The 25,110-nt window shown below is 52.4% G+C and carries 22 protein-coding genes; 12 read left to right on the top strand and 10 right to left on the bottom strand.

Going from position 1 to position 25,110, the window contains the following annotated elements; translation table 11 throughout:
- Positions 1–164: 164 nt before the first annotated feature.
- Genes AC6I7T_RS21350 through AC6I7T_RS21340 form a run of 3 tightly spaced genes read left to right on the top strand, consistent with a single transcriptional unit; the run spans position 165 to position 3,018 of the window.
- Entirely contained in the window at positions 165–1,310 is a 1,146-nt protein-coding gene (locus AC6I7T_RS21350; protein ID WP_497789655.1) for a Re/Si-specific NAD(P)(+) transhydrogenase subunit alpha, read from the top strand.
- A gap of 20 nt (positions 1,311–1,330) precedes the next feature.
- Positions 1,331–1,639 carry an NAD(P) transhydrogenase subunit alpha part 2 gene (locus tag AC6I7T_RS21345; protein WP_497789654.1) on the top strand — a complete coding sequence of 103 codons (309 nt, stop codon included), beginning with the start codon at positions 1,331–1,333 and terminating at the stop codon, positions 1,637–1,639.
- Complete coding sequence (locus AC6I7T_RS21340) at positions 1,636–3,018, top strand: NAD(P)(+) transhydrogenase (Re/Si-specific) subunit beta (RefSeq protein ID WP_497789652.1); 1,383 nt, start codon at positions 1,636–1,638, stop codon at positions 3,016–3,018. The genes AC6I7T_RS21345 and AC6I7T_RS21340 overlap by 4 nt, the downstream gene beginning before the upstream one ends.
- A 132-nt stretch (positions 3,019–3,150) precedes the next feature.
- Here AC6I7T_RS21340 and AC6I7T_RS21335 read toward each other — a convergent pair whose 3' ends face one another.
- The 8 genes from AC6I7T_RS21335 to AC6I7T_RS21300 all read right to left on the bottom strand — a co-directional run bounded on the left by AC6I7T_RS21335 (position 3,151) and on the right by AC6I7T_RS21300 (position 9,956).
- The gene (locus AC6I7T_RS21335; RefSeq protein ID WP_497789651.1) at positions 3,151–3,567 is read right to left on the bottom strand and encodes a YciI family protein; all 417 of its coding nucleotides are present in this window, start codon (positions 3,565–3,567) and stop codon (positions 3,151–3,153) included.
- 79 nt (positions 3,568–3,646) lie between these two features.
- On the bottom strand, positions 3,647–4,150 hold the full coding sequence (locus tag AC6I7T_RS21330; protein ID WP_497789649.1) for a VOC family protein: 504 nt from the start codon (positions 4,148–4,150) through the stop codon (positions 3,647–3,649).
- Positions 4,151–4,293: 143 nt separating this feature from the next.
- A complete protein-coding gene (locus AC6I7T_RS21325) occupies positions 4,294–6,336 on the bottom strand; it encodes a putative Ig domain-containing protein (protein WP_497789647.1) in 2,043 nt (680 codons plus the stop codon).
- Between the two features lie 388 nt (positions 6,337–6,724).
- Entirely contained in the window at positions 6,725–7,111 is a 387-nt protein-coding gene (locus AC6I7T_RS21320; RefSeq protein WP_497789646.1) for a hypothetical protein, read from the bottom strand.
- A gap of 108 nt (positions 7,112–7,219) precedes the next feature.
- On the bottom strand, positions 7,220–8,227 hold the full coding sequence (yiaK, locus tag AC6I7T_RS21315) for a 3-dehydro-L-gulonate 2-dehydrogenase (RefSeq protein ID WP_497789644.1): 1,008 nt from the start codon (positions 8,225–8,227) through the stop codon (positions 7,220–7,222).
- Between the two features lie 183 nt (positions 8,228–8,410).
- Complete coding sequence (locus AC6I7T_RS21310) at positions 8,411–8,980, bottom strand: Spy/CpxP family protein refolding chaperone (protein WP_497789643.1); 570 nt, start codon at positions 8,978–8,980, stop codon at positions 8,411–8,413.
- Positions 8,977–9,390: a hypothetical protein gene (locus AC6I7T_RS21305; RefSeq protein WP_497789642.1), complete on the bottom strand. Its 414-nt coding sequence runs from the start codon at positions 9,388–9,390 to the stop codon at positions 8,977–8,979. Before AC6I7T_RS21305 ends, AC6I7T_RS21310 begins: the two co-directional genes overlap by 4 nt.
- On the bottom strand, positions 9,387–9,956 hold the full coding sequence (locus AC6I7T_RS21300) for an RNA polymerase sigma factor (RefSeq protein ID WP_497789640.1): 570 nt from the start codon (positions 9,954–9,956) through the stop codon (positions 9,387–9,389). Before AC6I7T_RS21300 ends, AC6I7T_RS21305 begins: the two co-directional genes overlap by 4 nt.
- Before the next feature lie 484 nt (positions 9,957–10,440).
- Between AC6I7T_RS21300 and araD the strand changes: the two genes are divergently transcribed.
- Together araD and AC6I7T_RS21290 are read left to right on the top strand one after the other, a co-directional pair.
- Complete coding sequence (araD, locus tag AC6I7T_RS21295; protein WP_497789639.1) at positions 10,441–11,148, top strand: L-ribulose-5-phosphate 4-epimerase AraD; 708 nt, start codon at positions 10,441–10,443, stop codon at positions 11,146–11,148.
- The gene (locus AC6I7T_RS21290; RefSeq protein WP_497789638.1) at positions 11,145–12,725 is read left to right on the top strand and encodes a ribulokinase; all 1,581 of its coding nucleotides are present in this window, start codon (positions 11,145–11,147) and stop codon (positions 12,723–12,725) included. Before araD ends, AC6I7T_RS21290 begins: the two co-directional genes overlap by 4 nt.
- Positions 12,726–12,801: 76 nt before the next feature.
- Here AC6I7T_RS21290 and AC6I7T_RS21285 read toward each other — a convergent pair whose 3' ends face one another.
- Entirely contained in the window at positions 12,802–13,743 is a 942-nt protein-coding gene (locus AC6I7T_RS21285; RefSeq protein ID WP_497789637.1) for an alpha/beta fold hydrolase, read from the bottom strand.
- 334 nt (positions 13,744–14,077) lie between these two features.
- Here AC6I7T_RS21285 and AC6I7T_RS21280 point away from each other — a divergent pair, with 334 nt between their 5' ends.
- From AC6I7T_RS21280 to opgC, 5 genes are all read left to right on the top strand, one after another.
- Entirely contained in the window at positions 14,078–16,921 is a 2,844-nt protein-coding gene (locus AC6I7T_RS21280) for an ATP-binding protein (protein ID WP_497789636.1), read from the top strand.
- Positions 16,914–18,350 (top strand): sigma-54-dependent transcriptional regulator, encoded by a 1,437-nt coding sequence (locus AC6I7T_RS21275; protein ID WP_497789634.1) that lies wholly within the window; start codon positions 16,914–16,916, stop codon positions 18,348–18,350. The genes AC6I7T_RS21280 and AC6I7T_RS21275 overlap by 8 nt, the downstream gene beginning before the upstream one ends.
- Before the next feature lie 85 nt (positions 18,351–18,435).
- Positions 18,436–19,215: an MlaE family ABC transporter permease gene (locus AC6I7T_RS21270; protein WP_497789632.1), complete on the top strand. Its 780-nt coding sequence runs from the start codon at positions 18,436–18,438 to the stop codon at positions 19,213–19,215.
- Between the two features lie 2 nt (positions 19,216–19,217).
- Positions 19,218–20,054: an ABC transporter ATP-binding protein gene (locus AC6I7T_RS21265; RefSeq protein ID WP_497789631.1), complete on the top strand. Its 837-nt coding sequence runs from the start codon at positions 19,218–19,220 to the stop codon at positions 20,052–20,054.
- A gap of 188 nt (positions 20,055–20,242) precedes the next feature.
- Complete coding sequence (opgC, locus tag AC6I7T_RS21260; RefSeq protein WP_497789629.1) at positions 20,243–21,409, top strand: OpgC domain-containing protein; 1,167 nt, start codon at positions 20,243–20,245, stop codon at positions 21,407–21,409.
- Positions 21,410–21,627: 218 nt separating this feature from the next.
- Here the strand turns inward: opgC and mqnE are convergent, their stop codons facing one another.
- Positions 21,628–22,776: an aminofutalosine synthase MqnE gene (mqnE, locus tag AC6I7T_RS21255; protein ID WP_497789628.1), complete on the bottom strand. Its 1,149-nt coding sequence runs from the start codon at positions 22,774–22,776 to the stop codon at positions 21,628–21,630.
- Between the two features lie 353 nt (positions 22,777–23,129).
- Here mqnE and AC6I7T_RS21250 point away from each other — a divergent pair, with 353 nt between their 5' ends.
- Positions 23,130–23,594 (top strand): hypothetical protein, encoded by a 465-nt coding sequence (locus tag AC6I7T_RS21250; RefSeq protein ID WP_497789627.1) that lies wholly within the window; start codon positions 23,130–23,132, stop codon positions 23,592–23,594.
- A 100-nt stretch (positions 23,595–23,694) separates the two neighbouring features.
- Positions 23,695–24,996: an SEA domain-containing protein gene (locus AC6I7T_RS21245; RefSeq protein WP_497789625.1), complete on the top strand. Its 1,302-nt coding sequence runs from the start codon at positions 23,695–23,697 to the stop codon at positions 24,994–24,996.
- The last annotated feature ends 114 nt before the right edge of the window (positions 24,997–25,110 follow it).

The raw sequence follows: 25,110 nt of genomic DNA, 5'->3' as shown, positions 1-25,110 counted from the left end.
CGTGTCATATATAGATACGCTTCAGAAGATGATATAACTCCTGTTACACCTATAGATGTCGAGAGAATCTCTCCATAGCCCTGAGCTCGCGCCTACAGCACTTACGCATGCGTCGAGAGAAGGGTGATCTCTATCTGTGTGTTTTGTTTTCGGAGGAGGGCAGTTTGCATCTTGGTATTGTGAAGGAATCAGCAAGCGGTGAGACCCGTGTTGCTTTGCTTCCAGATACCGTCAAGAACCTTGTAGCGAAGGGCCTTGAAATATCTGTCGAAGCAGGCGCTGGAGTTGCCGCAGGCGCTACGGACGAGGCCTATCAACAGGCCGGAGCCGTTATTACAAATGATCGGACAAAGCTTTTAGGAACGGCAGACATCCTGCCTGTAGTCAATTGTCCGGCAGCAGCCGATCAAAAGCTGCTGAAACCGGGAGCCGTTGTGATCGGCTTCATGCGTCCTCTGGATGCCCCTCAAGAGTTGTTGCCGGCAGTCGAACATGGAGTAACGCTGTTTTCTACCGAGCTTGTGCCTCGCATAACCCGCGCACAAGCTATGGATGCGCTTTCCTCTATGGCAACGGTCGCCGGATATAAAGCTGCCGTCATTGCAGCAGATATGTTACCGAAACTGTTCCCGATGTTGATGACCGCCGCAGGAACGGTTCCACCGGCAAAGGTGTTTGTGATCGGCGCGGGTGTGGCCGGACTTCAGGCAATCGCAACTGCCCGCCGCCTTGGCGCCGTCGTCGAGGCTTACGATGTACGTGCCGCAGCTGGAGAGCAGGTTCTCTCTCTCGGTGCAAAGTTCCTGAAGATCGATCTCGGCAGTCTGGAAACGGAAGACAAGGGCGGATATGCCAAGGAGCTTAGTGAAGAAGCTCTGAACCTAGGACGCGATCTCATCGCGAAGACGGCCTCTTACTCCGATGTCATCATCACTACGGCTCAGGTTCCAGGACGTCGCGCACCACTGCTAATCCGCAAAGATGCCGTTGAAGCGATGCGTCCCGGATCGCTCATCATCGATATGGCAGCTCCTGGTGGCGGCAACTGTGAATTGACGCAGCCAGGAGTTACGACGGATGTCAATGGAGTAAGAATCTTCGCACCTTTGAATCTGCCCGTAACGGTGCCGGTCCATGCCAGCCAGCTCTATTCGCGCAACATCAGCAACTTCTTGCAGCTGATCCTTCGCGATGGAACGATCTCGCTCGACTTTAAGGATGAGATCATCACCGGTTCCTGTGTAGCGCATCAAGGCAAGATCGTAAATGAGCGTGTAGCCAAGATCATTGGATCGACTGCTCACGCCTAGCACAAGAGGAATAAGAAACGATGAATCCAGCAGTACTGATTGCTTCTATCTATGTATTTGCTCTGGCCGCTTTTCTTGGCTATCAAGTCATCTCGCGTGTTCCCCCTCTTCTGCACACGCCGCTAATGTCGGCGACGAATGCCATCTCCGGCATTTCGCTGATTGGTTCCATTGTGATTGCCGGAGCACATCATTCCCGGCTTTCTACCATCCTGGGTTTTGTGGCCGTGACCACAGCTACCATTAACGTAGTCGGCGGATTCGGAATTACCGACCGCATGCTGAAGATGTTCCAGAAGCGGCAGCCCGCAAAGGCGGTGCAAAAGTGACAACAGCCGCTTACTTTACAGAATTCACTTATCTCATCGCCTCAATTCTTTTTATTCTGAGCCTCAAGTTCATGTCGCATCCGGAGTCGGCTCGTCGCGGCATGTTCCTGGCAGAAGGCGGCATGCTGGCAGCCATCATCGGTACGCTGCTGCATAAAGAAATTGTTAGTTACGAATGGATCCTTGCAGGACTCGTAGTTGGATCGATCATCGGCGCCTGGATGGCAATCAGTGTGCCAATGACTGCTATGCCACAACGAACGGCACTGTCCCATGCCTTCGGAGCCATGGCTGCGGCACTGGTCGGTATTGCCGAATTCAGCATACGTGGCGGAGAGATGACGCTCTTCACACGTAGTGCCTTGGGATTCGAGGTAATGCTTGGTTCCCTTACAACTACGGGCTCACTGATAGCAGCAGGAAAACTACAAGGCATAGTCAAGGGAACGCCAATACAGTTCAAGGGACAGAATTTTGTCAATCTTCTGGTATTCCTTGGAACAGTAGGATGCTTCATCTACACTCTGGTGCATCCGGAAGCAACCACATGCTTCTATTCGATGGTCGGACTGGCTTTCCTCTTTGGAATCATGGTGGTGATCCCCATCGGCTCGGCAGATATGCCAGTCGTCATGTCCCTCTTAAACTCCTATGCGGGCTTGGCCGCCGCTGCTACCGGTTTCGTTCTCGGCAACAACGTGCTGATCATTGCCGGTACTTTGGACGGATTCTCCGGCTTCATTCTCTCCGTCTTGATGTGCAAAGCCATGAACCGCTCGATAACCAATGTGCTCTTCGGTGGCTTTGGAGCACATACCGCCACAGCCAGTGCGGCACATGCGGGCGGCGTAATGAGAGAGATCTCCGTTGACGATGCTGCCGTACAGCTCGCCTATGCCAACCGAGTGATCTTTGTTCCCGGATATGGCCTGGCAACGGCTCAGGCACAGCATGCAGTCAGAGAATTGGCCGAACTGCTGGAAGGACGCGGCGTCACCGTCAAGTACGCAATTCACCCTGTTGCCGGACGTATGCCTGGCCACATGAATGTGCTGCTTGCCGAAGCCAACGTCCCCTACGGATCGCTCTATGAGCTGGAACAGATTAATCCGGAATTCCCCTCCACAGATGTAGCTGTGGTCATCGGAGCCAACGACGTAGTTAACCCCGATGCACGTGATAATCCGGATTCACTGATTGCCGGAATGCCAATCCTGGAAGTCGACCGCGCAAAGAGCGTAATCGTTTTGAAGCGCGGACAAGGACGCGGATTCTCAGGACTCGAAAATCCATTGTTCTTCAAATCGTGCACAACCATGCTCTACGGAGATGCCAAAGGTTCGCTCACTCAACTGGCACAAGCCGTACAGCATATCTAATCTAGCAACATAAGTTGTTACTTTTATTGTGGCCGCAGCGCTACCTCAAAGAAATGCGAGGTGCTGCGGCCACAGTCTTTTGCCGAATCTCTAGGTCTACATCCGTTGCGAGCCCGTTCCTGCAACATTGATTTATTTCTTAGTTGCTACTAGCTCCTCGCCTAGTTTGCGTGCGCGATCGACGGCCTCGCTGGGAGCGAAATCTTCCAACTCGAAGAATTGACGTAGCTCAATTTCTCCCTCTTTGTCTTCTCCAAAAGGCGAAGGAACACGTTTCGCCCATTCGACAGCCTCTTCCCGAGACTTCACCTGAATAATCCAATATCCGGCAATCAGCTCCTTTGCCTCTGCAAACGGACCGTCAATCACCAGCGGCTTACCGCCTGAAAACTTGATGCGGGCACCCTTGGAGCTAGGTTGAAGTCCTGCAAGATCAAGAAGCACTCCGGCCTTCACCAATTCCTCGTTGTATCGTCCCATCGCAGCAATAAGCTCTTCGCTGGGCATTACGCCAGCTTCGGACTCCTGATTTGCCCTTACCATCATCATGAATTTCACAGTTACTCTCCTTCGCTTCTACGCGTCCATTCCAAGATCAGCTGCTTAGTCTTTTATCTTTCGGGGATTTCTAGCTAGCCATCTTTACACTCGGCATCTCTTGCGTGCCGTCGTAGGCTTCCTGCAATTGCTTAATGTCTATCTTGCCCATCTGAAGGATGGCTCTCATCACGCGACCTGTTCGTGCTGGATCCGGATCGCTCATGAGCTCATTTAGGACGGTAGGAACAACCTGCCAGGAAAGGCCGAACTTATCCTTCAGCCACCCACACTGGCTTTTCTCGCCGCCTTCGGAAAGCTTTTCCCAGAATTCATCTACCTCCTCCTGCGTCTCGCAATTGACCATAAAAGAAACGGCAGGAGTGAAGGTGAAATGGGGGCCGCCATTGAGTGCGATAAATTCCTGACCACAGATTTCGAAGGACGCACACATCACAGATCCCTTGGGTCCAGGACCAGCATCTCCGTAACGGGAGATCCTGCATGGCTTCGATTGTTTAAAGATGGAAATGTAAAAGTTCATTGCCTCTTCGGCCTTGTCGTTAAACCACAAAAACGGCGTGATCTTCTGCATGAGGTCCTCTCTTCTCCCAAAAAACTTTAGAGCAGAGATCTCAGAGACTCAGCCTGGGCTGAATCCACTGAAATCTCTGCTCTGTATCGAACGACGAAAACGGAAATAGACAGCCTTTCTATCTTTTTCTTCCAGCTGCCAATTTATTGTTCGAAGCTGCCGAGATAACCTCCACCATCATTCGTCAGATATACGGCTTTATCCGGGGAAACAACATAGAAAATCCGAACAAGACCATCCGGAGTTGTAACCAGGATTCGGCCATTGCTGTCGGCAGCATAGGTACCGGATACACTCTGGTTCTGAATCAATCCCTGGCTTGTACTCCGGTCTGAAGTAATAGTTATGTTTCCCTGCCCATCCGCCGCAACCAATGCAATCTCATTCAATGCACTTGGAATTCCCAATGGCATGCTTCCGCCGAGATAATTCCCTTTGAAAGATGGATTTGCAAAAGGTCCACCCGACTGAGCCTCAATGATCCCGGAATCCGCAGACTTATCCGGCACCAAGATAAATGCCGAAGTATTGTCAATGACATATAGAAGCGGTTGCCAACTCGGCTCGGGAGGAATCACCTTTCCAGTTGTGGGGTCAATCGTATAGTGGACGGAAACCTCTGTCCCGGTAGCCAGGGTTCCGTTGTACTCATCAAAGATGTAAACCACATGCCCCGTACCATCCGAGGTCGCTATCCCTACCGTAAGGTCGGGGGTCACGCCACCGCCAGCAAGCGGGGACAAACCGTTGAGTGCCATGACGCCCTTTGCAGGCAATGGAGAAGGATTTAGGGTGAAAGACTGCTGTAGTACGCGACCACTGACAAGAGGAGCATTCAGACTTGGCTTGTCAGTAGAAGTTACCATCCACTCGCCAGGCGAGACCGCGTAGAAGCTGAAGTGGTAGCTGCCTCCTCCTATGACAAGGGTGAGAATACCTCGGCCATTCGCATCGACGGAGTAAGAGCCGCCAAGGTTATTCCAGCGTCCTGCTGTACCTGCTGAATTTGCGTCGGCAGAACCACCAACAATCTTTCCAGCTCCATCTGTCTGGAAGGAACCGACCAATGCTTCCTGACGTTGATTCAGATCTATGCCACTGAAGAGGAAGGCAAAATTTCCCTTGATGGCAGTAGTAGATGCTACAGGAGAAGCCAGCTTGAGAATACCGGAACCCCTGGTTCCATTCCCGTTCGTATCGTCAAACTGGATGATACGCATCGCAGTATTTTTCCCGGGAGCTACCGACGCAGGTGTAGCGACAGCAAGAGCTACAGTTCCTCCTCCAGGGAAATTGAAGAGGATGGAGCCTAAGCCGGTTGAGCTATTCGTCCAGGTCCCACCGGAGATCGCTTGCTTATTCAGGGCCGCTCCGCTGTTCGTATGTTCATCGACAAACCCGGAAAGTACCTCGCCCGATTGAAGAGTAAACGTTCCATTGACCGTAATCGCATCCTGTCTGCTAGGCGACCCTTGAGGCGTAGTACCGGAAAAGACGAAAGAGTAAGTACCATCCGGAATTGCTGCAATAGCCGGGTTAATCACCAGCCTCAGATTTGCTGTAGCAGTATTTTTCGCAGAGTCGGTTACAACGAATTGAAGCGTTGTATCGCTGGCTGCTGTTGGAACTCCAGAGAGTAAGCCTCCTGCGCTCAAAGTCAGACCAGCAGGCAATTGGCTTCCCGCTCCCAGACTCCACGTATACGGAAGCACACCGCCGGTTGCGGTGAGCTGTGCGCTATATGCAGCGTTCTGTTGTCCCGCAGGCAACGAGGTTGTTGTGATTACAAGAGGAGCATCAATCGTGAGGACAGTGTTCAGGGTGGTTTTTTGTGGAGTGGATTCAGAATCGGAAACCTGAATAATGAAAGAGCTCGAACCAGCCGTAGTAGGCGTCCCAGAGATAATCCCTGTTCCACTATTCAGGCTTAATCCGGCAGGCAAACTCCCGGACACAATACTCCAACTGAATATTCCGTTGCCACCAACTGCCGTGAGCGTATCGCTATATACAGTGTTGGCTACTCCCACCGGAAGAGGTGACGTAGTAGTAATCACAAGAGGTGAAATACTGCCGCCTCCGGAACCACCGCCAGTAGATTCGCTAGGATGAACATTGACACTACAACCAGCAACCAAAGCCAACAAAGATGCAAGAGAAAAGAAGTAAAGTCTGGATAGCCGCATCACGAGCCCTTATCTACATATCCGATCTTTCAGCTGCGGAACCTACCTCGGGTATGCGTTGAATACGATGCTAAAACCGATGCCCACAGATGCCACATAAGTTAATACCTCTTCGTCAAACATAGAGAAAAGGTAATCTATGACCTCTTATAAGGACCAAAAGAGGAAAAGATAAGGATTCATCTAGCAGAACCGCAACTTTTGTCGAGGGCTGCTGTATGTAGAGAAAAGCAGTTTTCTTTCTACCCAGCTACAACAATGCATGCACTGCCGGAATGAATCGCCGCTCAGAGCATGAGTCCCAGTTCTATGACTATTCGACAGCTCTACTGATAACAGCTCCACGACTCACGCCCGATCTTTCATCAACAGGTATTGGAGCTATCTGCTATGAACGTGAGCGCTGCCGGGATTTCGGAATCTTACCGATACGAGAATCGCCCCCGAGAATAAGTTCACAGGCGTGTAGGGCCGCTTCCTCAAAATCCGAAGCACTCACGGGAAGCACCTGCCAGCCTGTGGGATCTTTGCCAAGGACGTAGATTGACCGCATATTCGGAAATTCCTTCCGCAAGCTGTCATGGTGATCTTTCGTTGTGGCCAGCCAAACTCCGTTATCCACTGTATGGTCGGCCCGATCTCGCAAGAGAAGAACAATCTTGTCACCTACATAAACTGCAAGACACCCGAACATAGAACGGGTTTCAATTGGTAAGGGAGAGAGCTTATCAAGAACGAATTCATGCGGAACCTTACGCCGCTTCGCTGAGGACATAGAGTCATCCAGCAAGAACGAAAAATTGCGGCGAGGTTTCGACATGGGTTCTATGATATCCCCAAGTTTCACCGGATGAGCTAGCCAGCTACCTGCAAACGATGCAGACTAGGCCATTGCCAATATCTGCTGCCATACCTCTTCATCAACTGGTATTCCAAGCTTTTGATTCTCAGCACGAATACTCAAGACTCGTTCTCCCGGATAACGAGTTGGTTTGTTGGACACGGCGGTTCGACATTGACGCAGAGATGCGACTATGTCATCGGCAATCTTCGAAAGCTCATCCTCGGAACCCAATGCAGCGGGATGAATAGCGATAAACATCTGAGAGATTCCGACCTCCTGCAGAGGATCGGGAGCCAGCTGATGTGTTGCCTTACCCAGAGATGTCATCGCGGCAATCATGTCCAGAACCATGGAAAGTCCGGACCCCTTCCAATAGCCAATAGGTAACGGTCTCTGCGACTTTTCTATTTGACCGGGATCACGAGTGAGATTGCCTTCCGAATCGAAACCTCCATCAACAGGCAGGCTCTCTCCACGCTTGCGGTAGCTCTCAAGTGCTCCGTAAGAAAACTGCGACATAGCCATATCGAGAACAACATGTCCGGCCCTTCGAGGCACAGCGAAGACAAGAGGATTATTCCCCAAGCAAGGGTCCAGTCCACCCCAGGGAGGCAAGTTCGGCAGAGTGTTTGTCCAGCAAATTCCGATAACGCCAGCCTCGGCGGCTTGCCATCCGTAGGAGCCACCTCGCATCCAGTGATTGGTATTTCGAAGACTGACGCAGCCAATTCCGTGTTCACAGCTCAGGGTGATGGCACGTGCCATACAGTCATACGCATTGAGATTCCCGGGGCCACGTCGGCCATCCCAACGTTCAAGAGCTCCGAAGCTGGATATTCTCTCCGGAGAGTTGGAGACATCGATGCAGCCGTTATGAATCATGGCGACGAATCGTGGAAAACGATTCACTCCATGCGTGTACACCCCATCGCATGTGGTCTCGACAAAAAGCCTGGAGCAGGTTTCTGCACGCTCGGGAGTGAAGCTCAATTTCTCCAGAACTCGTATGAGGGTTTCTTGTAGATCGTCGAATGCAATCCGCAACATTCTGCGCCTTCATCTCCGGAACACTTCTTCTACTACTATGCACTGGCAAAAGAATGAAGAGCGGATTTTGTTGGACCGAACAGATAGGCGTCTAGAGCAAAAAAAAAACGAGCAGCCGTTTCTGGGCCGGCTGCTCAAGGTGTATGTGTGTGACACAGGGGAAATTCGGTTGGAATGGTTCGCCTAATCGTCCATTCCGTGGGGAGGTTCTCCCGGAGGGCCATTTTGCCCATGGGGGCCGCCGCCCCAACCTGGAGGAGGTGGTACGTTATGCTCTCTTCCTTCGCGATGTTCCGCCTGCAACTTCTTCCACTGGTCAGCAGTCATGACTCGCCGGATACCGAGCAGCATACGGGCGTTTGCTTTCTCCAGCTCTGCCCGCGCTTGTGCAACTTTATCGATCTGCGCCAGAAGTTTTGGCTCATCTGGCTGATCGGCATCCACAAGCGGCTCCATTGCTATTTCTTCTTTCCGAAGATTCGCTTCAAGGTCGATAAGTTTTAGACGGTGCTGATGGAAAATGTCATCCATTTTCTTCCGCTGATCTTCGGTAAGCCCAATTTTTTGGGCAATCTGTGGGTCATCCCACCAACGAGGACGTGGTCCTCGCGGGCCAAAGGCTCTCTCCATCGGAGGTCGCTTTGGTCCCATGGCAGTCGGCGGACTAGGTTGCTTCTGTTGAGCACCGAGGCCAACAGGCAGAAGCACCCCAATCACGCAGGCAACAATGCCAAGTCCCTTTCGTAAATTCATGGTTCTGTCTCTCCTTGCCTGGTCTTGCGATTTGTAAGTTGTTCGGAACCAGGTTCATCCGAAGCGATAAGGATCGTCAGTGGAGACATGGATGCCGGGACCCGTCTGGAAACAGCGGCATCTACATCCTCCAGCAATTGCGCATCTGCTTGCGCATCCATGGCAGCCTGAATCTCATGTGTCTGTCTGACATGCTCCCGGTGTACAGGAACAGAAGCGGCAATCACCATAAGGCATACCGCCAGGGCCCAGCGTACGGGCCACTTCCTGTGACGACGGAAAGCAGCAGGAGACTCGATAGAGGTTCGGGCATACTCCTGCGCACTCCACGCATGGGCACTTGCTCGGAACTGGCTGAGAATCTCTTCCAGCTCCTTATCCATGAGTTCAAGCTCGCAGTCCTTTTTCACGCTTGTCTCCTAAGTTGTTTACGGACTGAGTCCAGTCCTCGGGCTAAATGGGACTTCACAGTCCCAAGGTTCATTCCGGTTGCCTCGGCAATTTCGCTAAGTTCCATCTCCTCGACGAAGCGCAGAAGAAAGACCGTCCTTTGGCGCGGAGATAACTCCTCAACGGCCTTCCATACAGCTTCCACCTGCTGACAAGCCAACAGCCTCCGCTCTGGATTCGCACCATTCCCGGGAAGCCAGTCGCTGACTTCGCTCACTTCGACAGCAGGAACATGCTTCCAGAACTGGAGTTTGCGATTTCGCCAATAGTCCCGCGTCAGATTGACCGCGATACGCATTAGCCAGGTCAGGGGATTGGCCTCCTGACGAAAGCTCGACCAGCCGCGAAAAGCACGAAGGAAGCATTCCTGCGTCAGCGTCTCGGCAGCATCCCGATCCCGCAACAGCGATAGCAGAAAGCGGAAAACTTGTGCCCGGTGACGAAGGAAGATCTCATCGAACTCCTCTTGTTCGCTCGATGTCACATCCGTCTGAGGAATAGCGTGAATTGTGAGGCTGTGCTCCATTGTTTATGTAGACGAGTCCGTCTTGGGCCGGTTTACCCCCAAAGGAACGAAATCCAGGCTCCAGGAAAGCCTTTCATCCCGATTTGCCACGGTTGCGACCCGCCCAATAGAGGAGAACGGCTGGTCAACGAAGAGACTGGCTGGCCAGGAAGAACCAAAGCAGGGGTGTATCTTCTTTGGAATCAGTGGGAAGCCGAAGCAGGAACAAACGAGCCGAGATATCGCGAAAGTTTCAGCAAACGTTTGCTGAAAAATGTGATAAAAAGAACCCGGCCCTAAAGCAGCCCCGGCCCGGTTGTATATCGGAGATTAAAACCCTTTACCGCTACCGGAATTGCTTTAGTACTCCTGATTTTGGATTCGTGAAGGCAATCGTCGATCTCTTTCACGACCTGGAGAAGGTGTTAGAGTTTGGTTCGCACGTCCTCAGAAGAACGGTTCCGCCGATCTTGGCTCGATGGCCATACCAATGGGAGATTATCTCGTGCTCTATCAAAAACTGCGTGAAGAAGTGTTGCATGCAAATGTAGAGATCGCTCGGCGTGGGCTGGCTCTCCACACCTTCGGGAATGCCAGCGGAATCGATCGCTCCGGATCGGAACCGGTAGTGGCGATCAAACCAAGCGGTGTCCCGTACGACACGATGCGCCCGGAAGACATCGTGGTGGTAAAACTGGACGGCAGCCGCGTAGATGGCACTCTTCGTCCTTCCAGCGATCTGGAAACACATTTGTTGCTTTACAAAGAGTTCCCCCAAATCGGTGGCGTCGTACATACGCACTCTGAATTTGCCACCTCATGGGCACAAGCGCAGCGCCCAATTCCATGCTTTGGGACAACTCATGCCGACTACTTTCACGGTTCGGTCCCGGTAACGGAACAGCTCTCGGAAGAAGAGGTGAACAGTGCCTATGTCCTTAATACAGGCGTCGTAATCGTTCGTCGCTTCCGCGAGGGTGGACTGGATCCGCTGGCTGTTCCCGGTGTGGTTGTTGCCGGACATGCACCATTCACCTGGGGCAAAAATGCAGCAGATGCGGTAGAGAATGCCGACCTGCTTGAATACATTGCCCGCTTGGCATATCGCACTGTCACGTTAGGTGCTCCCGCCGAGGGATTAGCCAAATACGTGCAAGACCATCACTACTTCCGCAAACATGGCGCGAAGGCAACCTACGGACAAGGACAATGACGACTGTTGCAGGTGTGGATTTTGGCACGCTCAGCGTGCGTGTAACTCTTCTCGATAGCGAGCGCGGCTGGCTGGGCACTGCCGTTGCGGAATACGAACTCAAGCGCCGGCGTGACGATCCCGATTACGCCACCCAGTCTCACGACGACCAGATGAAGGCTCTGGTGAAAGCCACCCGGGAGGCACTCAAATCGGCGGGCGTACAGGGAAAAGATGTTGCGGCTCTGGCTATCGATACCACAGGATCAAGCGTCATCCCGGTCGGCAAAGATCTGAAGCCGCTTGGCGATTACTATCTCTGGTGCGATCATCGGGCAAAATCCGAAGCCGAAGAGATCACTCGTTTAGCTCACGCCGAGGGCGTCGAAGCAATTCAATGGTGCGGCGGCGTTTATTCCCACGAATGGGGCTTCGCCAAATTGCTGCACTGGCTGCGGCATAATCCGGACAAGCGCGATCAATTCGTGACAGCTTTTGAACATTGCGACATGGTGGCGGCAACTCTGTGCGGCATTAAGGATGCCAGCAAAGTAAACCGCAGCGTTTGCGCCATGGGTCACAAGTGGATGTGGAATCCCAAGTGGGGAGGACTTCCGCCGCAATCGTTCTTATCAAAGCTCGATCCGCTCTTCGACGGCGTACGTGAAAAGCTGGATAGCCCTTGCTACACCTCCGATCACATTGCCGGAGGCCTCGCTTCGGAGTGGGCAGAACAGATGGGGTTGAATGCCGGTATACCAATTCCGGTAGGAGCTTTCGACGCACACTGGGATGCCATCGGAGCAGGTTGCCGTGAGGGAGACGTCGTCAATGTTGTCGGAACCTCGACCTGCATTATCGCCATGGCAGCAAAGACAGAGCTGGTGCCGGGCGTTTGCGGGGTTGTTCCGGGAAGCGTACATCCCGCCTACACGGGTATCGAAGCAGGGCTTTCCGCAACAGGAGACATCTTTAGTGCCATCGCGCGCCGTGCTGGAACTTCGGTGAAGGACCTGTCCAATGGACTGGAAAAGTACCGTGGCGGCCAAACCGGACTGCTGCGCCTAAGCTGGGACAATGGCGACCGCACCGTTCTCGTAAACGCCGAGCTTGGTGGTGTCACCCTGGGTTGGAATCTGATCCACACAGCACAGGACGAGCTCTTCGCTGCAATCGAAGGCACTGCATTCCATACCCGGATCATCCTGGAAAGAATGGCAGAGCACGGTGTTCCCGTTGAGCGCGTTATCAATGCCGGTGGCATTCCGCAGCAAAACGCTGTCCTGAACCAGATTTACGCGAATGTATTGAACAAGCCGATTCTGGTGCCGGACGGAATTCCGACAAGCCGCGGTGCGGCGATCTTCGCACTCCTTGCGGCAAAGGCCTTCCCATCCATCGAAGAGGCACAGAAAAAGATGTGCCTGCCGGAAAAGGTATTTCAACCGGAGCCGGAATCGGTTGCCGTTTACGAAAAGCTGTTTGCACTTTATAAGAAGGTCTACTTCTCGCTCGGTACACGCGATGCCGCCGCTGTGCCACTCGGAGAAGTGCTCCTTGAACTAAAGAAGATTGCTGCTGCGGTTCAGAAATTATAAGTAGCAGCAAGACTTTCAAATACATCGCACGCCGGAATACAGCCGTTCCCCAAAGAACGGCTGTATTTTTTCCTGACTATGCGGCAGAAGAAATCTGTCTCGGTTCCCGCTCGACGAGTACAGGCTTCAGATTTACTTCCCTGTTCTGCTTACGCAGAAACAGGTTTACAGCCTGAGCAAACTCTTCCGGGGATTCTTCATAGGGCAGATGTCCGGCACCAGGAAGAAGTGTCACCGTAACGTTCGGCAACAGCTTTCTTAACTCCATTCCCGATTGCAGACTGACCACCCGGTCATGAGTTCCCCACAAAATCAACACGGGATGACTGGCGAGCAGCGGTATCTCTGAGGTAAGAAGCTTCATGTCTCTGGAGAAATTGCGGACAATTTCCAATTGATGCTCTATGGTGCCTTTCTGCAGAAGACAGCCGAGATGCCTCTCTATCAATCCCTCCCGAATGTCCTTAACCGTTCCATACATGCGTGCCAAAGCAAGCCGCTGCAGTCTTCTGGGCATGGTAAGCATGCGATGAGCGAACCATCTCCCTAGCATTGTTTGATAGAAGAAGATCAGTGGATCTGCAGCTTTGGAATAAGGATTTGCTGGAGCGTGCAGAATTAAGTTACGAATCCGTCTGGGATACCGGGCAGCAAGAGTCATGGCTACAGAACCTCCATGAGAGGTGCCGAGTAAATCGACTCTTTCCAAACCTACGGCATTAAGGAAGGCTAATAAGCGTTCGGCAGCAGCTCCAAGCCCCGCATCGAGATTGCTAACTCTATCGGACTTTCCGCATCCCAGAGCATCGATCGCGTAAACTGTCGAATCTTTTGCGAGGTGGGGGAAGACGCGTTCCCAACAATCCGCCGAACCCAACAAGCCATGCAGCAGGACCAGATCAGGCCCACTCCCTGCCTTCAGATATCGAATCCGCCGACCGTCGACTTCAACCCACTTCTCTTCTGCCGCTATGGAATCGGCATCTTCCCCTGAATACATCCAGGTGGCTAACGTCATAAACTGCTACAACCCCTTCCGCACGGCACTCAAAACGCTGATGGTTAGAGAGAATTGATGGGGAAAAAGATGTCCAGTACCGTCTGTACGAACCTTTCAGAAAAATTTAAACAGGTTACACACTTCCATAGATAGATTCAAAATCTTCTGAAAAACGGATTCTCCCGTGGGGCGGAAGATAAGACTTATCAAACGTTCAGCATCCTAACTAGCAGATTTTTCAAAGGTATACTGTTACAAAGCTCCACCCGAGGGAGCTTTTTGCGGTTGGCAGGTAACGTGCACACCTGACTCTCGCATTGTCCTAATTTAGGGCGAAACTATACGTGTAACCATGCAGCGGCCTGTATCAATTCGACTGGCGGTGGTGTTGTTGGCTGTTTTCACGCTGGCAGCAACCATTCTCGCTGGTATGAATTTCATGGAAGAAAACCATTTCCAACAGCCCGTCGATGGAGTCTGGTGGCTGGAAAGCCAAAATGGCCAAAGAAACTTAGTGGCCGAACAGGTTCTTGCCGGTGGCCCGGGACAAAGAGCAGGAATTAAGCCCGGAGACTTGCTCGTAGCCGCTAACAACCACTCCACTTCACGAATCGCCTCGCTTACCAGAGAACTGTTTCGTACCGGCCCCTACGCCAAGGCAACCTATACCATCGTTCGTGACGGGGTAAAGTTCGATATCCCGATCATCCTGGAGCCTCAAAACCGCAATCTCAACCAGGTATTGCGATTTGTCGCTCTTGTTTACCTGTTTATCGGCCTGTACGTTTTGTTCAGACGGTGGACTGCACCAAGATCGATGCACTTTTATGTGTTCTGTCTAGTGTCGTTCATCCTGTACGCCTTTAATTACACGACTGAGTTCGACATTCTCGACTGGACCATTTACTGGGGAAAGATCCTAGCGGGAGCTCTTCAACCGGCTCTCTTCGTACATTTCGCTCTAGCCTTTCCACAAGAACGCGATTCCATTCGCAATAAGCGATGGCTCGTTTATGCCGTGTACACACCGGCAGCGATGGTGGTGGGCCTGCAGCTTGCGGCAATCGAATGGTTTTCCGCAACCGAGCGACTGCAGCACCGGTTGGATCAAATCGCAACCGCTTATCAGGATTCCTTTTACATCCTGGCTGCGGTGCTTTTACTCATCAGCTATAAGCGGACAGACAATCCTTTACGCCGTCAACAGCTCAAGTGGTTGACTCGCGGTGCCTTGCTCACCGTTATTCCCTTCACCCTCCTGAGTGCTATCCCCTCTATTGCGGATATTCAGGTGAGGGGATGGATCACTACAGTAGCCGGGTTCTCCCTGGTCTTTCTCCCTCTGACCTTCAGCTGGGCCATCATCCGCTACCGGCTGATGGATGTAGACCTGATCTTCAAGCGCGGTGTGACCTACACCTTGGCTACGGCCACCATCGTAGGTCTCTACTTCGGAGCTGTTGCTCTTGCTGCCGAACTGGTCCATACCCGCTTTGCCAGTGCCGGTCCGTGGGGATTGATCCTCGCTATCGCCATTACGGCTCAGCTTTTCGACCCGCTGAAGCGAATGATTCAGCGTCGAGTCGACAGGCTCTTCGATCGCACGCGCTATGACTATCGCCAGACCTTGATTGAGTTTGGACGTGGGCTGAGTTCCCAGACCGATCTCAAGACGCTGTTGAATTCGATTGTCGATCGGCTATCGCTGACTTTGCTTGTCGCCCGGGTGGCAGTCTTTGTCATTAAGGACGAGGGTGGCTTCCAGATTCGTGCTGCACACGGGCTGCCTGCATCCATCACCGATGGACAGGAAAACCTGGACCTGAACTTTCTGAATTTCGACCGGCCTGAATCCGGCACCCATCTCTTCCTGGAAAATACCCAGCAGGTACTGCATCTGCCTGAGGCACAGCGTCATGCGGCCTCCCTTCTGGATATCAACTACTACCTGCCTTGTCGGGTGCAAGATCGTACCATCGCCGTCATCGGGCTGGGCCGCACGACAGACGGAGACTTCCTCTCAAGTGAAGATGTTGAGCTGCTCGAATCGTTAGCCAGCTACATCGGCATTGCTATCCAGAACGCACGTCTCTATACCAAGCTTGAAGAAAAGATCAGCGAATACGAGCAGCTGAAGGAATTCAACGAGAACATTGTTGAATCCATCAATGTCGGAATCCTTGCTGTCGATCTGGACGACCACATTGAAGGCTGGAACACTCAGATGGAGGCCATGTATGCCATGGCCCGTCATGAAACTGTCGGGAAGAAACTGCAGGACATCTTCCCGCCCGAGTTTGTAGAAGAGTTCAATAAAGTTCGCGACGACTCCGGGGTACACAACCTTTACAAGTTCAAGTTGACGACCCAGGCGGGAGAGGTACGCACCGTTAATCTGGCTATCGCTCCACTGCTTTCAAGAGACTTCATCGCGCTGGGACGAATCATCCTGGTTGACGACATCACTGATCGCGTCGAACTGGAAGCACAGCTGACTCAAGCGGAAAAGCTCTCTTCTATCGGCCTGCTTGCCGCAGGAGTCGCTCACGAGGTCAACACGCCTTTGACCGTGATCTCGTCCTACACGCAAATGCTGGCTAAGCAGGTACGTGGTGATGATCGCTTGGGAATGCTGTTGGAGAAGATTACGCAGCAGACGTTCCGAGCTTCGGAGATCGTTAACGGCCTTCTGAACTTCTCCAGAACAGGGACAACCGAGTTCCGGGAACTCGATCTGAATAGGATCATTCACGACACTCTGGTGCTGCTCGAACACCAATTCAAGACAGCCCAGGTGCATGTGCAGCTCGACTTGCAGGAGTCAATGCCGTTAATTCTGGGGAATCCCGGCAAGCTTCAGCAGGTCTTCCTGAATCTGTTCTTAAACGCGAAGGATGCAATGACAGGTGGCGGAACTTTGAACGTCAGCACTGTCAGCAACGGCCATGCTTGTGTGAAAATTACAGATACGGGTTCCGGTATTGCCCCGGAGCACCTAAACCGCATCTACGATCCATTCTTCACCACCAAGACAGCTCCCAAGCAAGGGGAGCGTCGCGGTACGGGATTAGGACTGGCAGTCACCTACGGAATCATCCAGGAACATGCTGGAAAGATCTACGTCGAAAGCCAAGTTGGCTCTGGAACTACATTTCATCTTGAATTCCCCATGGTAAGGAAACCGGCTCATGCCTGAAGGCACTGTTACGGTGAACGCCGAAACACCGAATGCAGAATCAGAAGTTAGTCACCGAATTCTCGTCATCGACGACGAAGCAGGTATTCGAGAATCACTAGAAACCCTCCTGACGCTGGAGGGCTACACAGTAGAAATGGCCGTCGATGGGGAGTCAGGCCTGTCGCAGCTTGATCGTAAGTCTTACGACCTTGTTCTGCTCGATTTAGCACTCCCGGGACAAAACGGCATCGAAGTACTCGGCCAACTCCGGCAAAAGCATACCGATATTCCCGTCATCATGATTACGGCCTACGGCACAGTCGACAACGTAGTCGATGCCATTCGGGCCGGAGCGCAGAATTTCGTCCAAAAGCCATGGGATAACGAGAAGCTTCTTGCCGATATTCGAGCTGCCATCGCCCGCTTCAAGGCTGAAGAAGAGAATATTCAGCTCAAGCGCGCCCTCAAGCAGCGGTACAACTTCGAAAATATCATCGGCAAAAGCGAGCCGATGTTGCGCATCTTCGATCTGGTGGCGCAAGTGGCTCCAAGCAGATCTACCGTCCTCGTCCAAGGAGAGAGTGGTACCGGGAAAGAGCTCATCGCAAAGGCTCTCCACGCCAATTCGCCGCGCAAGGACCGGCCTTTCGTTCCGGTAAATACCGGTGCCGTTCCTAGCGAATTACTGGAATCCACTCTGTTTGGCCACGTCAAAGGAGCCTTTACCTCAGCAATTGCGGCAAAGAAGGGCCTCTTTGAAGTAGCCAATGGAGGGACCCTGTTCCTGGACGAAATCGGAACCATGGGACTGGATACCCAGGCCAAAATCCTCCGTGTTCTGCAGGACAGGCGCTTTATGCATCTGGGTGGCGTACAGGAGATCCAGGTGGATGTCCGAATCATTGCGGCTACCAATGTGGATTTGCGTCAGGCTGTACGCGAAGGAAAGTTCCGTGAAGATCTCTATTACCGCCTGAATGTGATTACGATCGACCTGCCGCCGCTACGCAATCGCCGCCAGGATATTCCGCTCCTAACCGCACACTTTCTCAAGCAGTTTTCCAGCGAAAATGATCTTCCCCTCCGCCAGTTGGCTCCCGACGCCATGCGAGTGCTAATCGATTACGATTGGCCGGGGAACGTCCGAGAATTAGAGAACGTGATTGAACGTGGAGTTGTTCTCTCTTCAGGAACAACGATAACAGTCGATTTACTGCCGGGCCACTTGACCGGCAAAAACTACTCGACAGCCTTGGTCGAACACAACCCCGATGCCTCCCTTTTCGACATCCTGGAGGATATTGAACGGCGCATCATTATCGATAAGCTCGAACGCTGCAATTGGAATCAAACTGATGCAGCCGAGCAATTTCGCATCCCTCTTTCCACTTTGAATCAGAAAATCAAGCGCTTAAACATCGAAATCAAGAAGCGCGTGAAAGAATAGCCACAGCATCCTGATCAGCGATGACGCTAAGTCCTTAGGTTTCCGCATCGGAGCCGATTGGGTTGCATCTAAGTGACAGAACATCATGCCAGTGAACAAGATTGAGGGTATAGCCAAACGAATTGTGAAATCCGTTCAGGACTATGCCATCCTTTCCGGTAAAGCGCTGGCAAACCTGTTTACCCGTCCCCGTTATATGGCGGACATGATCATCCAGGCTGACCTGATCGGCGTCGGCTCCATTCCAATTGTCATTCTTACCGGGTTTTTTACGGGCGGCGTCCTGGCACTCCAGTCAGCAACCCAATTGGCACACTTTGGAGCAACGGCGGTTACCGGAGAGCTGGTAAGCATGTCGATGATCAAAGAATTGGGTCCTGTTCTCACAAGTCTTATGGTTTCAGGCAGAAATGCCTCGGGAATGGCGAGTGAGCTCGGATCCATGATTGTGACAGAGCAAATTGACGCGATGCGTTCTCTGGGGACGGACCCGATCAGGAAGCTGATTACTCCCAGAATCGTAGCTACCGTCTTCATGCTCTTTTTCTTGACCATCATCTCTGACGCAGTCGGCACTTTAGGCGGAGGAGTAGTTGCTGTTTTCATGATGGGACAGGACGGTTCGCAGTACTTTAATCGCGCCTATCAATCTCTAATGTTTGCCGATGTCATTCAGGGGCTGGTCAAACCCGTCATCTTCGGATTCATCATCGCCACCATCGGCTGTTTTTACGGCATGTCCACACGGGGTGGAACGCAGGGTGTAGGCAGATCCACAACACAAGCCGTCGTCTGGTCTTCGGTGCTTATCATCGCCGTTGACTTCATCATCAGCCGATTCATGATTGGCATCTTCGGGCGGTGACCGTGGGAGAAACCGCACTCACATTTGCGCGTTCTCAAGAAACACCGACGAGTGAACCGGTCGTTGTCTTTGACAATGTTTCGATCTCGTTCGATAGAAATCCGGTCCTTAAAAACATCTCTTTTCAGGTAGCTCGTGGAGAAACCCGTATTCTGCTGGGGCCGGCCGGAGTGGGCAAGAGCGTTCTGCTTAAGCTTGCAAATGGCCTCATTCGCCCCGACTCCGGCGATATCTATGTTTTCGGACAGAATATCTCCAAGATGCCCGAACGGGACCTCTTTGCTTTGCGCGACAGAATCGGCATTGTTTTTCAGGAAAGTGCACTTTTCGACTCGATGAATGTCAGAGACAATGTTGCCTTCCGCCTCATGGAAGAACATGTTGCTGAAAATGAAATCAATGACCGGGTCGAGCAAGCTCTCCGGTTTGTGGAGCTGGAACACACGATGGAGAAGTTTCCTTCCGAACTCTCGGGAGGCATGAAGCGCCGGGTGGCCATCGCTCGCGCCATAATCACAAAGCCTGAACTACTGCTTTATGACTCTCCTACCGGGGGGCTCGATCCTATTACTTCAACGACCATCATTGAACTGGTTGTGAAGCAACGGGACGTGTACCACTCCAGTTCTCTTCTGGTCACTCATCGGCTCCAAGATGCCTTTGTGATGACAACTCACCGTTACAACAGGGAAGAAAACCGCATTGAGGCCCTACCGGAAAAGCAGATCGATCCAAACACGACATTTCTGGTTCTACATGAGGGAGAACTGGTCTTTGACGGAACAACTCGCGCACTGCTTGAATCCAACGATCCTTTCCTCAAAGAATTTCTTGCCTAGAGTATTAATTTCTCAGTGCAGAAGCGACACTGTAGATTCCATACCGGGTTACAACTGAACAAGGTGCAAAAGCCGTCTAAACAGAGAATTGCTGCCGCTCTCCTAATAGAACAATCCGAAAGATGTAGAAATCCTAAAACGAGTGCGGCTGGATCCTATGTTAAGCAGACTGGAAGTAACGACCATCCATGACCGAACGCAAACCGGAACTCGATGCCTTGCGGGGCTTGTTTTTGGTGTGGATGACGCTCACCCATCTGCCTACTCGCATAAGTGAATATCTAAATCAGCCCTTCGGTTATGTGACCTCAGCGGAGGGATTCGTCTTCCTTTCGGCCCTGCTAGTAAGCCGCCTTTCAATCCGTCAGGCGAAAGAAGACCCGCCCAGTCTGCGTCACAAACTGTGGCGCCGTTCCCTCCGGATCTATGGCTACCATTTGTTGCTGCTTGCATTTGCCTTTACGGCTGCCGCAGGACTGGCAGTAGCAACACATCGCCACGCTCTTGAGAATCTATTGGATTTTTATCTGGCACACCCGGTTGTGGCTATCGTCGGCTCTGTCCTGCTGGTGTATTGCCCTCCGCTTCTCGACATTCTGCCGATGTACGTGGCGTACTTGTTTGTCACTCCCTTACTCTTGTCGGCAGCACTGCGCATCGGCTGGCGATGGCTTCTGGTCCTTAGCTGGGCTTTGTGGCTTGCAGCTCAGTTTGGCTTACGAGGTCTTGTTCATTCCTGGGTAGTTCACGTGACCCATCTGAAAATCCCGCTTGAGCAAACAGGCGCGTTCGACCTGTTTGCATGGCAGTTGGTCTGGATTTCAGGAATGTGGCTGGGAGCCAGATCGGCAGAAGCGCACAATCCTCTAAAGCTTAGTCCGGGATGGCTGGTGGCTCTCGGCGCGGTCCTTTGTGCGTTCTTTGTAGGTGTACGACATGCATGGCTCGGGCCCTATCTAACCCAGCCGGCACTAGAAATGGCCTTCGCAAAATGGCATTTAGGCTTAGCTTTTGACAAATGGAGAATTGGACCTCTGCGTCTACTGAACCTGATTGCCTTCACAATCCTTATCTATTGGCTCAGAAAGGGGCTTACCAAGCTCATCTCCATCGAGCCTTTCTTGACCCTGGGGAAAGCCTCTCTTGAGGTTTTCTGTGCGCATATCGTCTTTGTCTTTGGGGGATTGGCACTTCTCTACCAAGACATGACAGAGGTGCACGGGATGATCGCCATAGCTTTGCTGGCTATGACATTTTCAGGGATCTTGCTGGTTGCCATCAGAGAGGCGCAAAAGCGGCATACCAAACACCAAAGAAAACGCGATGGCAATACTGTTCAGGAAGCAAAGATATAGCTCAAGGCCGCTTAGAGCAAAACCAGCGTTACTGTGTCCTATCCAAATTCAGCGATATGCAGGTTTTCTTGACGAAAAGCCTGCGTAGGGAGTTGTGTTTCGGAATACACCTACGCTGGTTTTACTCTAGCTCTGCAAGGGCCCAAGCGAAGCTCGCTTTTCAAAAGCAAGCTTCGAAAGATGTTCTCTAGAGACCTGCGCTGACAAATTCCTGAGACTTACACAGCGATGGTGAAAGCATCTTCTGTCCGGGTGACAGGACGATAAAGGGTATCTCGCTCTACAGGAACACGGCCCGCTTCAGTGATCAATCGAATCAGTTCCTTGCGCTGCATTCCCTGCGGAGTCGTAGCTCCGGCATCGTGATAAATCTTCTCTTCTATAACTGTCCCATCCAGGTCGTCCGCGCCAAAGCGCAGAGCGATTTGGGCAATCTTAGGGGTCATCATCTGCCAGTAAGCTTTGATATGAGAGAAGTTGTCCAGAAGCAAGCGGCTGACGGCAATCTGGCGGATATCGGTCAGGCCCGTTGTCCTCGGCAAATGATCGAGTGGAGTGTTGTCGGGGTGAAAGGCCAGAGGAATAAAGGTTTGGAATCCCCCCGTCTCGGCCTGCAGAGCTCGCAGGCGAAGCAGATGATCGACACGATCCTCGTCGTTCTCGATATGCCCGTACAGCATGGTGGCGTTGGACCGGAAGCCCAGGCGATGAGCGATACGTGCCGTCTCCAGCCACTCGTCTCCATCAATCTTGTGATCGCAAATGATATGGCGGACACGATCGGCAAAGATCTCCGCACCGCCTCCCGGGAGAGAATCCACGCCAGCTTCCCGCAACCGGATAAGCGTCTCTTCAATGGAAATCTTGGCGCGGCGGGCCAGGAAAGCAACCTCAACCATCGTAAAGGCCTTGATATGAACCTGAGGGAAACGCTCCTTCAGTCCGCGCACCAGATCCAGGAAATACTCCAGAGGCAGATCGGGATGAAGCCCACCGACGATGTGGAACTCGGTAACCGCCTCGGAATACCCGGAAGCTGCTGCCTCCCAGGCCTGTTCCAAAGCCATGGTATAGGAGCCCTCAGTCCCCTTCTTCCGCCCGAAAGCGCACAACCGGCAGGCTGCCACACAGACATTTGTATGGTTGATATGCCGATTCACATTGAAAAAGGTACGATCACCATGCAGCTTCTCCCGCACCCAGTTCGCCAGCCATCCGACAGCCAGAATATCGCTGGAGGAGTACAGGGCTAGACCATCATCGAAATCAAGTTGTTGACTACTCAAGACCTTTTCGGCAATAGAAGCAAGACGCCGATCATTGATTTGCAGTGGGTGGCGGGGAAAATCAGCAGCAGACTGATGCATACTTCCATGATACCCAAGAGTTCGGAATCACAGCACTCTGACCTGCCTGGTCAAGGGCACAAGATCCGTTTGAGAATCGAAGCAGACCTCCAGGGATTTACGGCCTCATCGCCTTGGAGACCGGGCTTCTTCTTCCCCGGGCAATATCGCAATCTGGCAATATCGCGGTGGAGGAACCCCCGAAGCTACTGATAAATCCGTCTCTGAGCTCCGACCCTCCATCTACAAACTGGTAGAATCCGAAAAAGACTCCATTGTTTTTTCACATGCCTAGATTATTTCGGCTTCTGCTCTTTTGGTTCGCATCGATAGCTATCGCCACGGCAGCTTCGCAAACAGGCGAGCAGAAAACTGTGAGTCTACCCCAGATCAATGCCTACAACCTGGATAAAGCCAAGGTCACCCTTCCTGCGGACTTCCGCTCTCCGGCAAATCTGGTAGTTCTATTCTTCGATCAGGATCAATATCGCGATGCCGAATCGTGGATCTCGGCCAAAGCTCAGCTGAGCACCTCAAAGCAAGAGCTTCACTATTACCTGATGCCGGTCTATTCCAGGCAAAACTTCCTCTACCGCTGGTGGATGAACTCTTCGATGAGATCAAGCACACCGGATAACAGCAGATGGAAGTGGACGGTCCCTCTCTACCTGAATAAGCAGAAGTTCATGCAGCATATGAATCTCCGCTCCGACCGGGAAGTGACGGTGCTGTTGGTAGACAAGACCGGAAAAGTTCTCTGGCGCAGCTCCGGCTCCTTTACCCCAGAGAAAAAAACATCCCTGACTACCGCGCTAAATGACAATGCGGCCACACGCTAGAGCATTTCTCGCATAATTATGCACTCGTCAATGGTGGTGACGTCCAGTTTCCTTTAGCGATTCCAGGAGAGCGGTGATAAAGTGAGGTACGCGGAATGCTATGTCGAAGTTGGAAATACTCGAATCGGCAAATTCGACATTGAGTCCAGATGCCATCCGCAAACAGCTTGAGCTCTTGGTGCAAGACCAAGTGTTCCGGTCCAGCAAAAGATCTGTTCAGTTTTTGCGATATGTTGTCGAACAGACGCTGAACGGAGCAGCCGACCAAATTAAAGAACGGACAATCGGGGTCGAAGTCTTTGGTCGTGAGCCATCGTATGACACCACTGCCGATCATGTTGTACGAACTGCAGCTATCGAGCTCCGCAAACGACTAGCAATCTATTACGGCGACGAGCGGCACAGGGCTGAACTGCGAATGAGCTTGGTGCCAGGTTCTTATATTCCGCGGTTCGCGGCACCACTCTCAGCATCTTCGTCCGTGGAGCAACAACTTCCCTCACAGGCGGATGAAACCTCGCCTCCAGATGCTGTCAACGTTACACCTTCCGATACAAACGCTTCGCACCCAACATCGCCAAGTATTCCCATGACTCCGCGAAGCACATGGCGCCGCCTCTTTTTCTATGGCCCCGCATTGGCAGCATTGTTGCTATTGTGCTTTTTGGCCTACAGAGAGCTACATCCCAGCAATCCGGAGGATCTATTCTGGCAGCCTGTATTGGATAGTCCCGGGTCGGTATTGCTGGCTGTAGGCGATATACCCAATGGTCCGCCGTCTGCCTCCGCCGGAGACAAGACCCAGCCGGTCCCAATCATTCAAAAGTCTCTTGCTGCCAATGTGCCGTTTGCCGATACAGTGACAATCGCACGTGTGCTCGGTGTCCTGCAGTCACGTGGAAAACGAGTCGTTATCAGGCCGGAGACGAGTAGTAGTTTTTCCGATTTTCGCGAAGGGCCCGTGGTCCTGATTGGTGCCTTCAACAATGAATGGAGCCTGCGCCTGACCCACCAGCTCCGGTTCTCTCTGGCACTGGACGCACAGAAGAACCTGATCTACATCCGCGATGCCAAAAACCCGCTCGATCGACGCTGGAGCCAGATCACGGGCAAAACGTTGGAGCAGCAGATATCTCGCGGCGGTCCGACCAAACAGGACTACGCCCTGGTATCCCGAGTCTGGAATTCGGAAACGGGGCATGTCGTGGTTGTCATCGGAGGCCTGTATGCCTATGGCACGGAGGCTGCTGGAGAGTTCATCACGACCCCCCAAATGATACAAGCCATCGCGAAAACCGTGCCGATGAATAACCCTCGAATGAACCTCCAGATCGTCCTGGGTACTACCGTGACGGACGATACTCCAGGGGTTCCGCAAATCCTCGCGGTTTCATCAGAGTAAATCTATTCAGTGTCAGTCACACCTTCCCATCTCTCTAACTAATTACAAATAAACAATTTACTAAGGTCAGTGACGTGGCAGGAACCGTACCTGTCTGGCACACCGTGCTCCCGC

This window comes from Humiphilus diazotrophicus, from assembly GCF_059726315.1.
The sequence above is the reverse complement of the archived record's forward strand: the minus strand, read 5'-3'. Positions and strand labels throughout refer to the sequence as shown.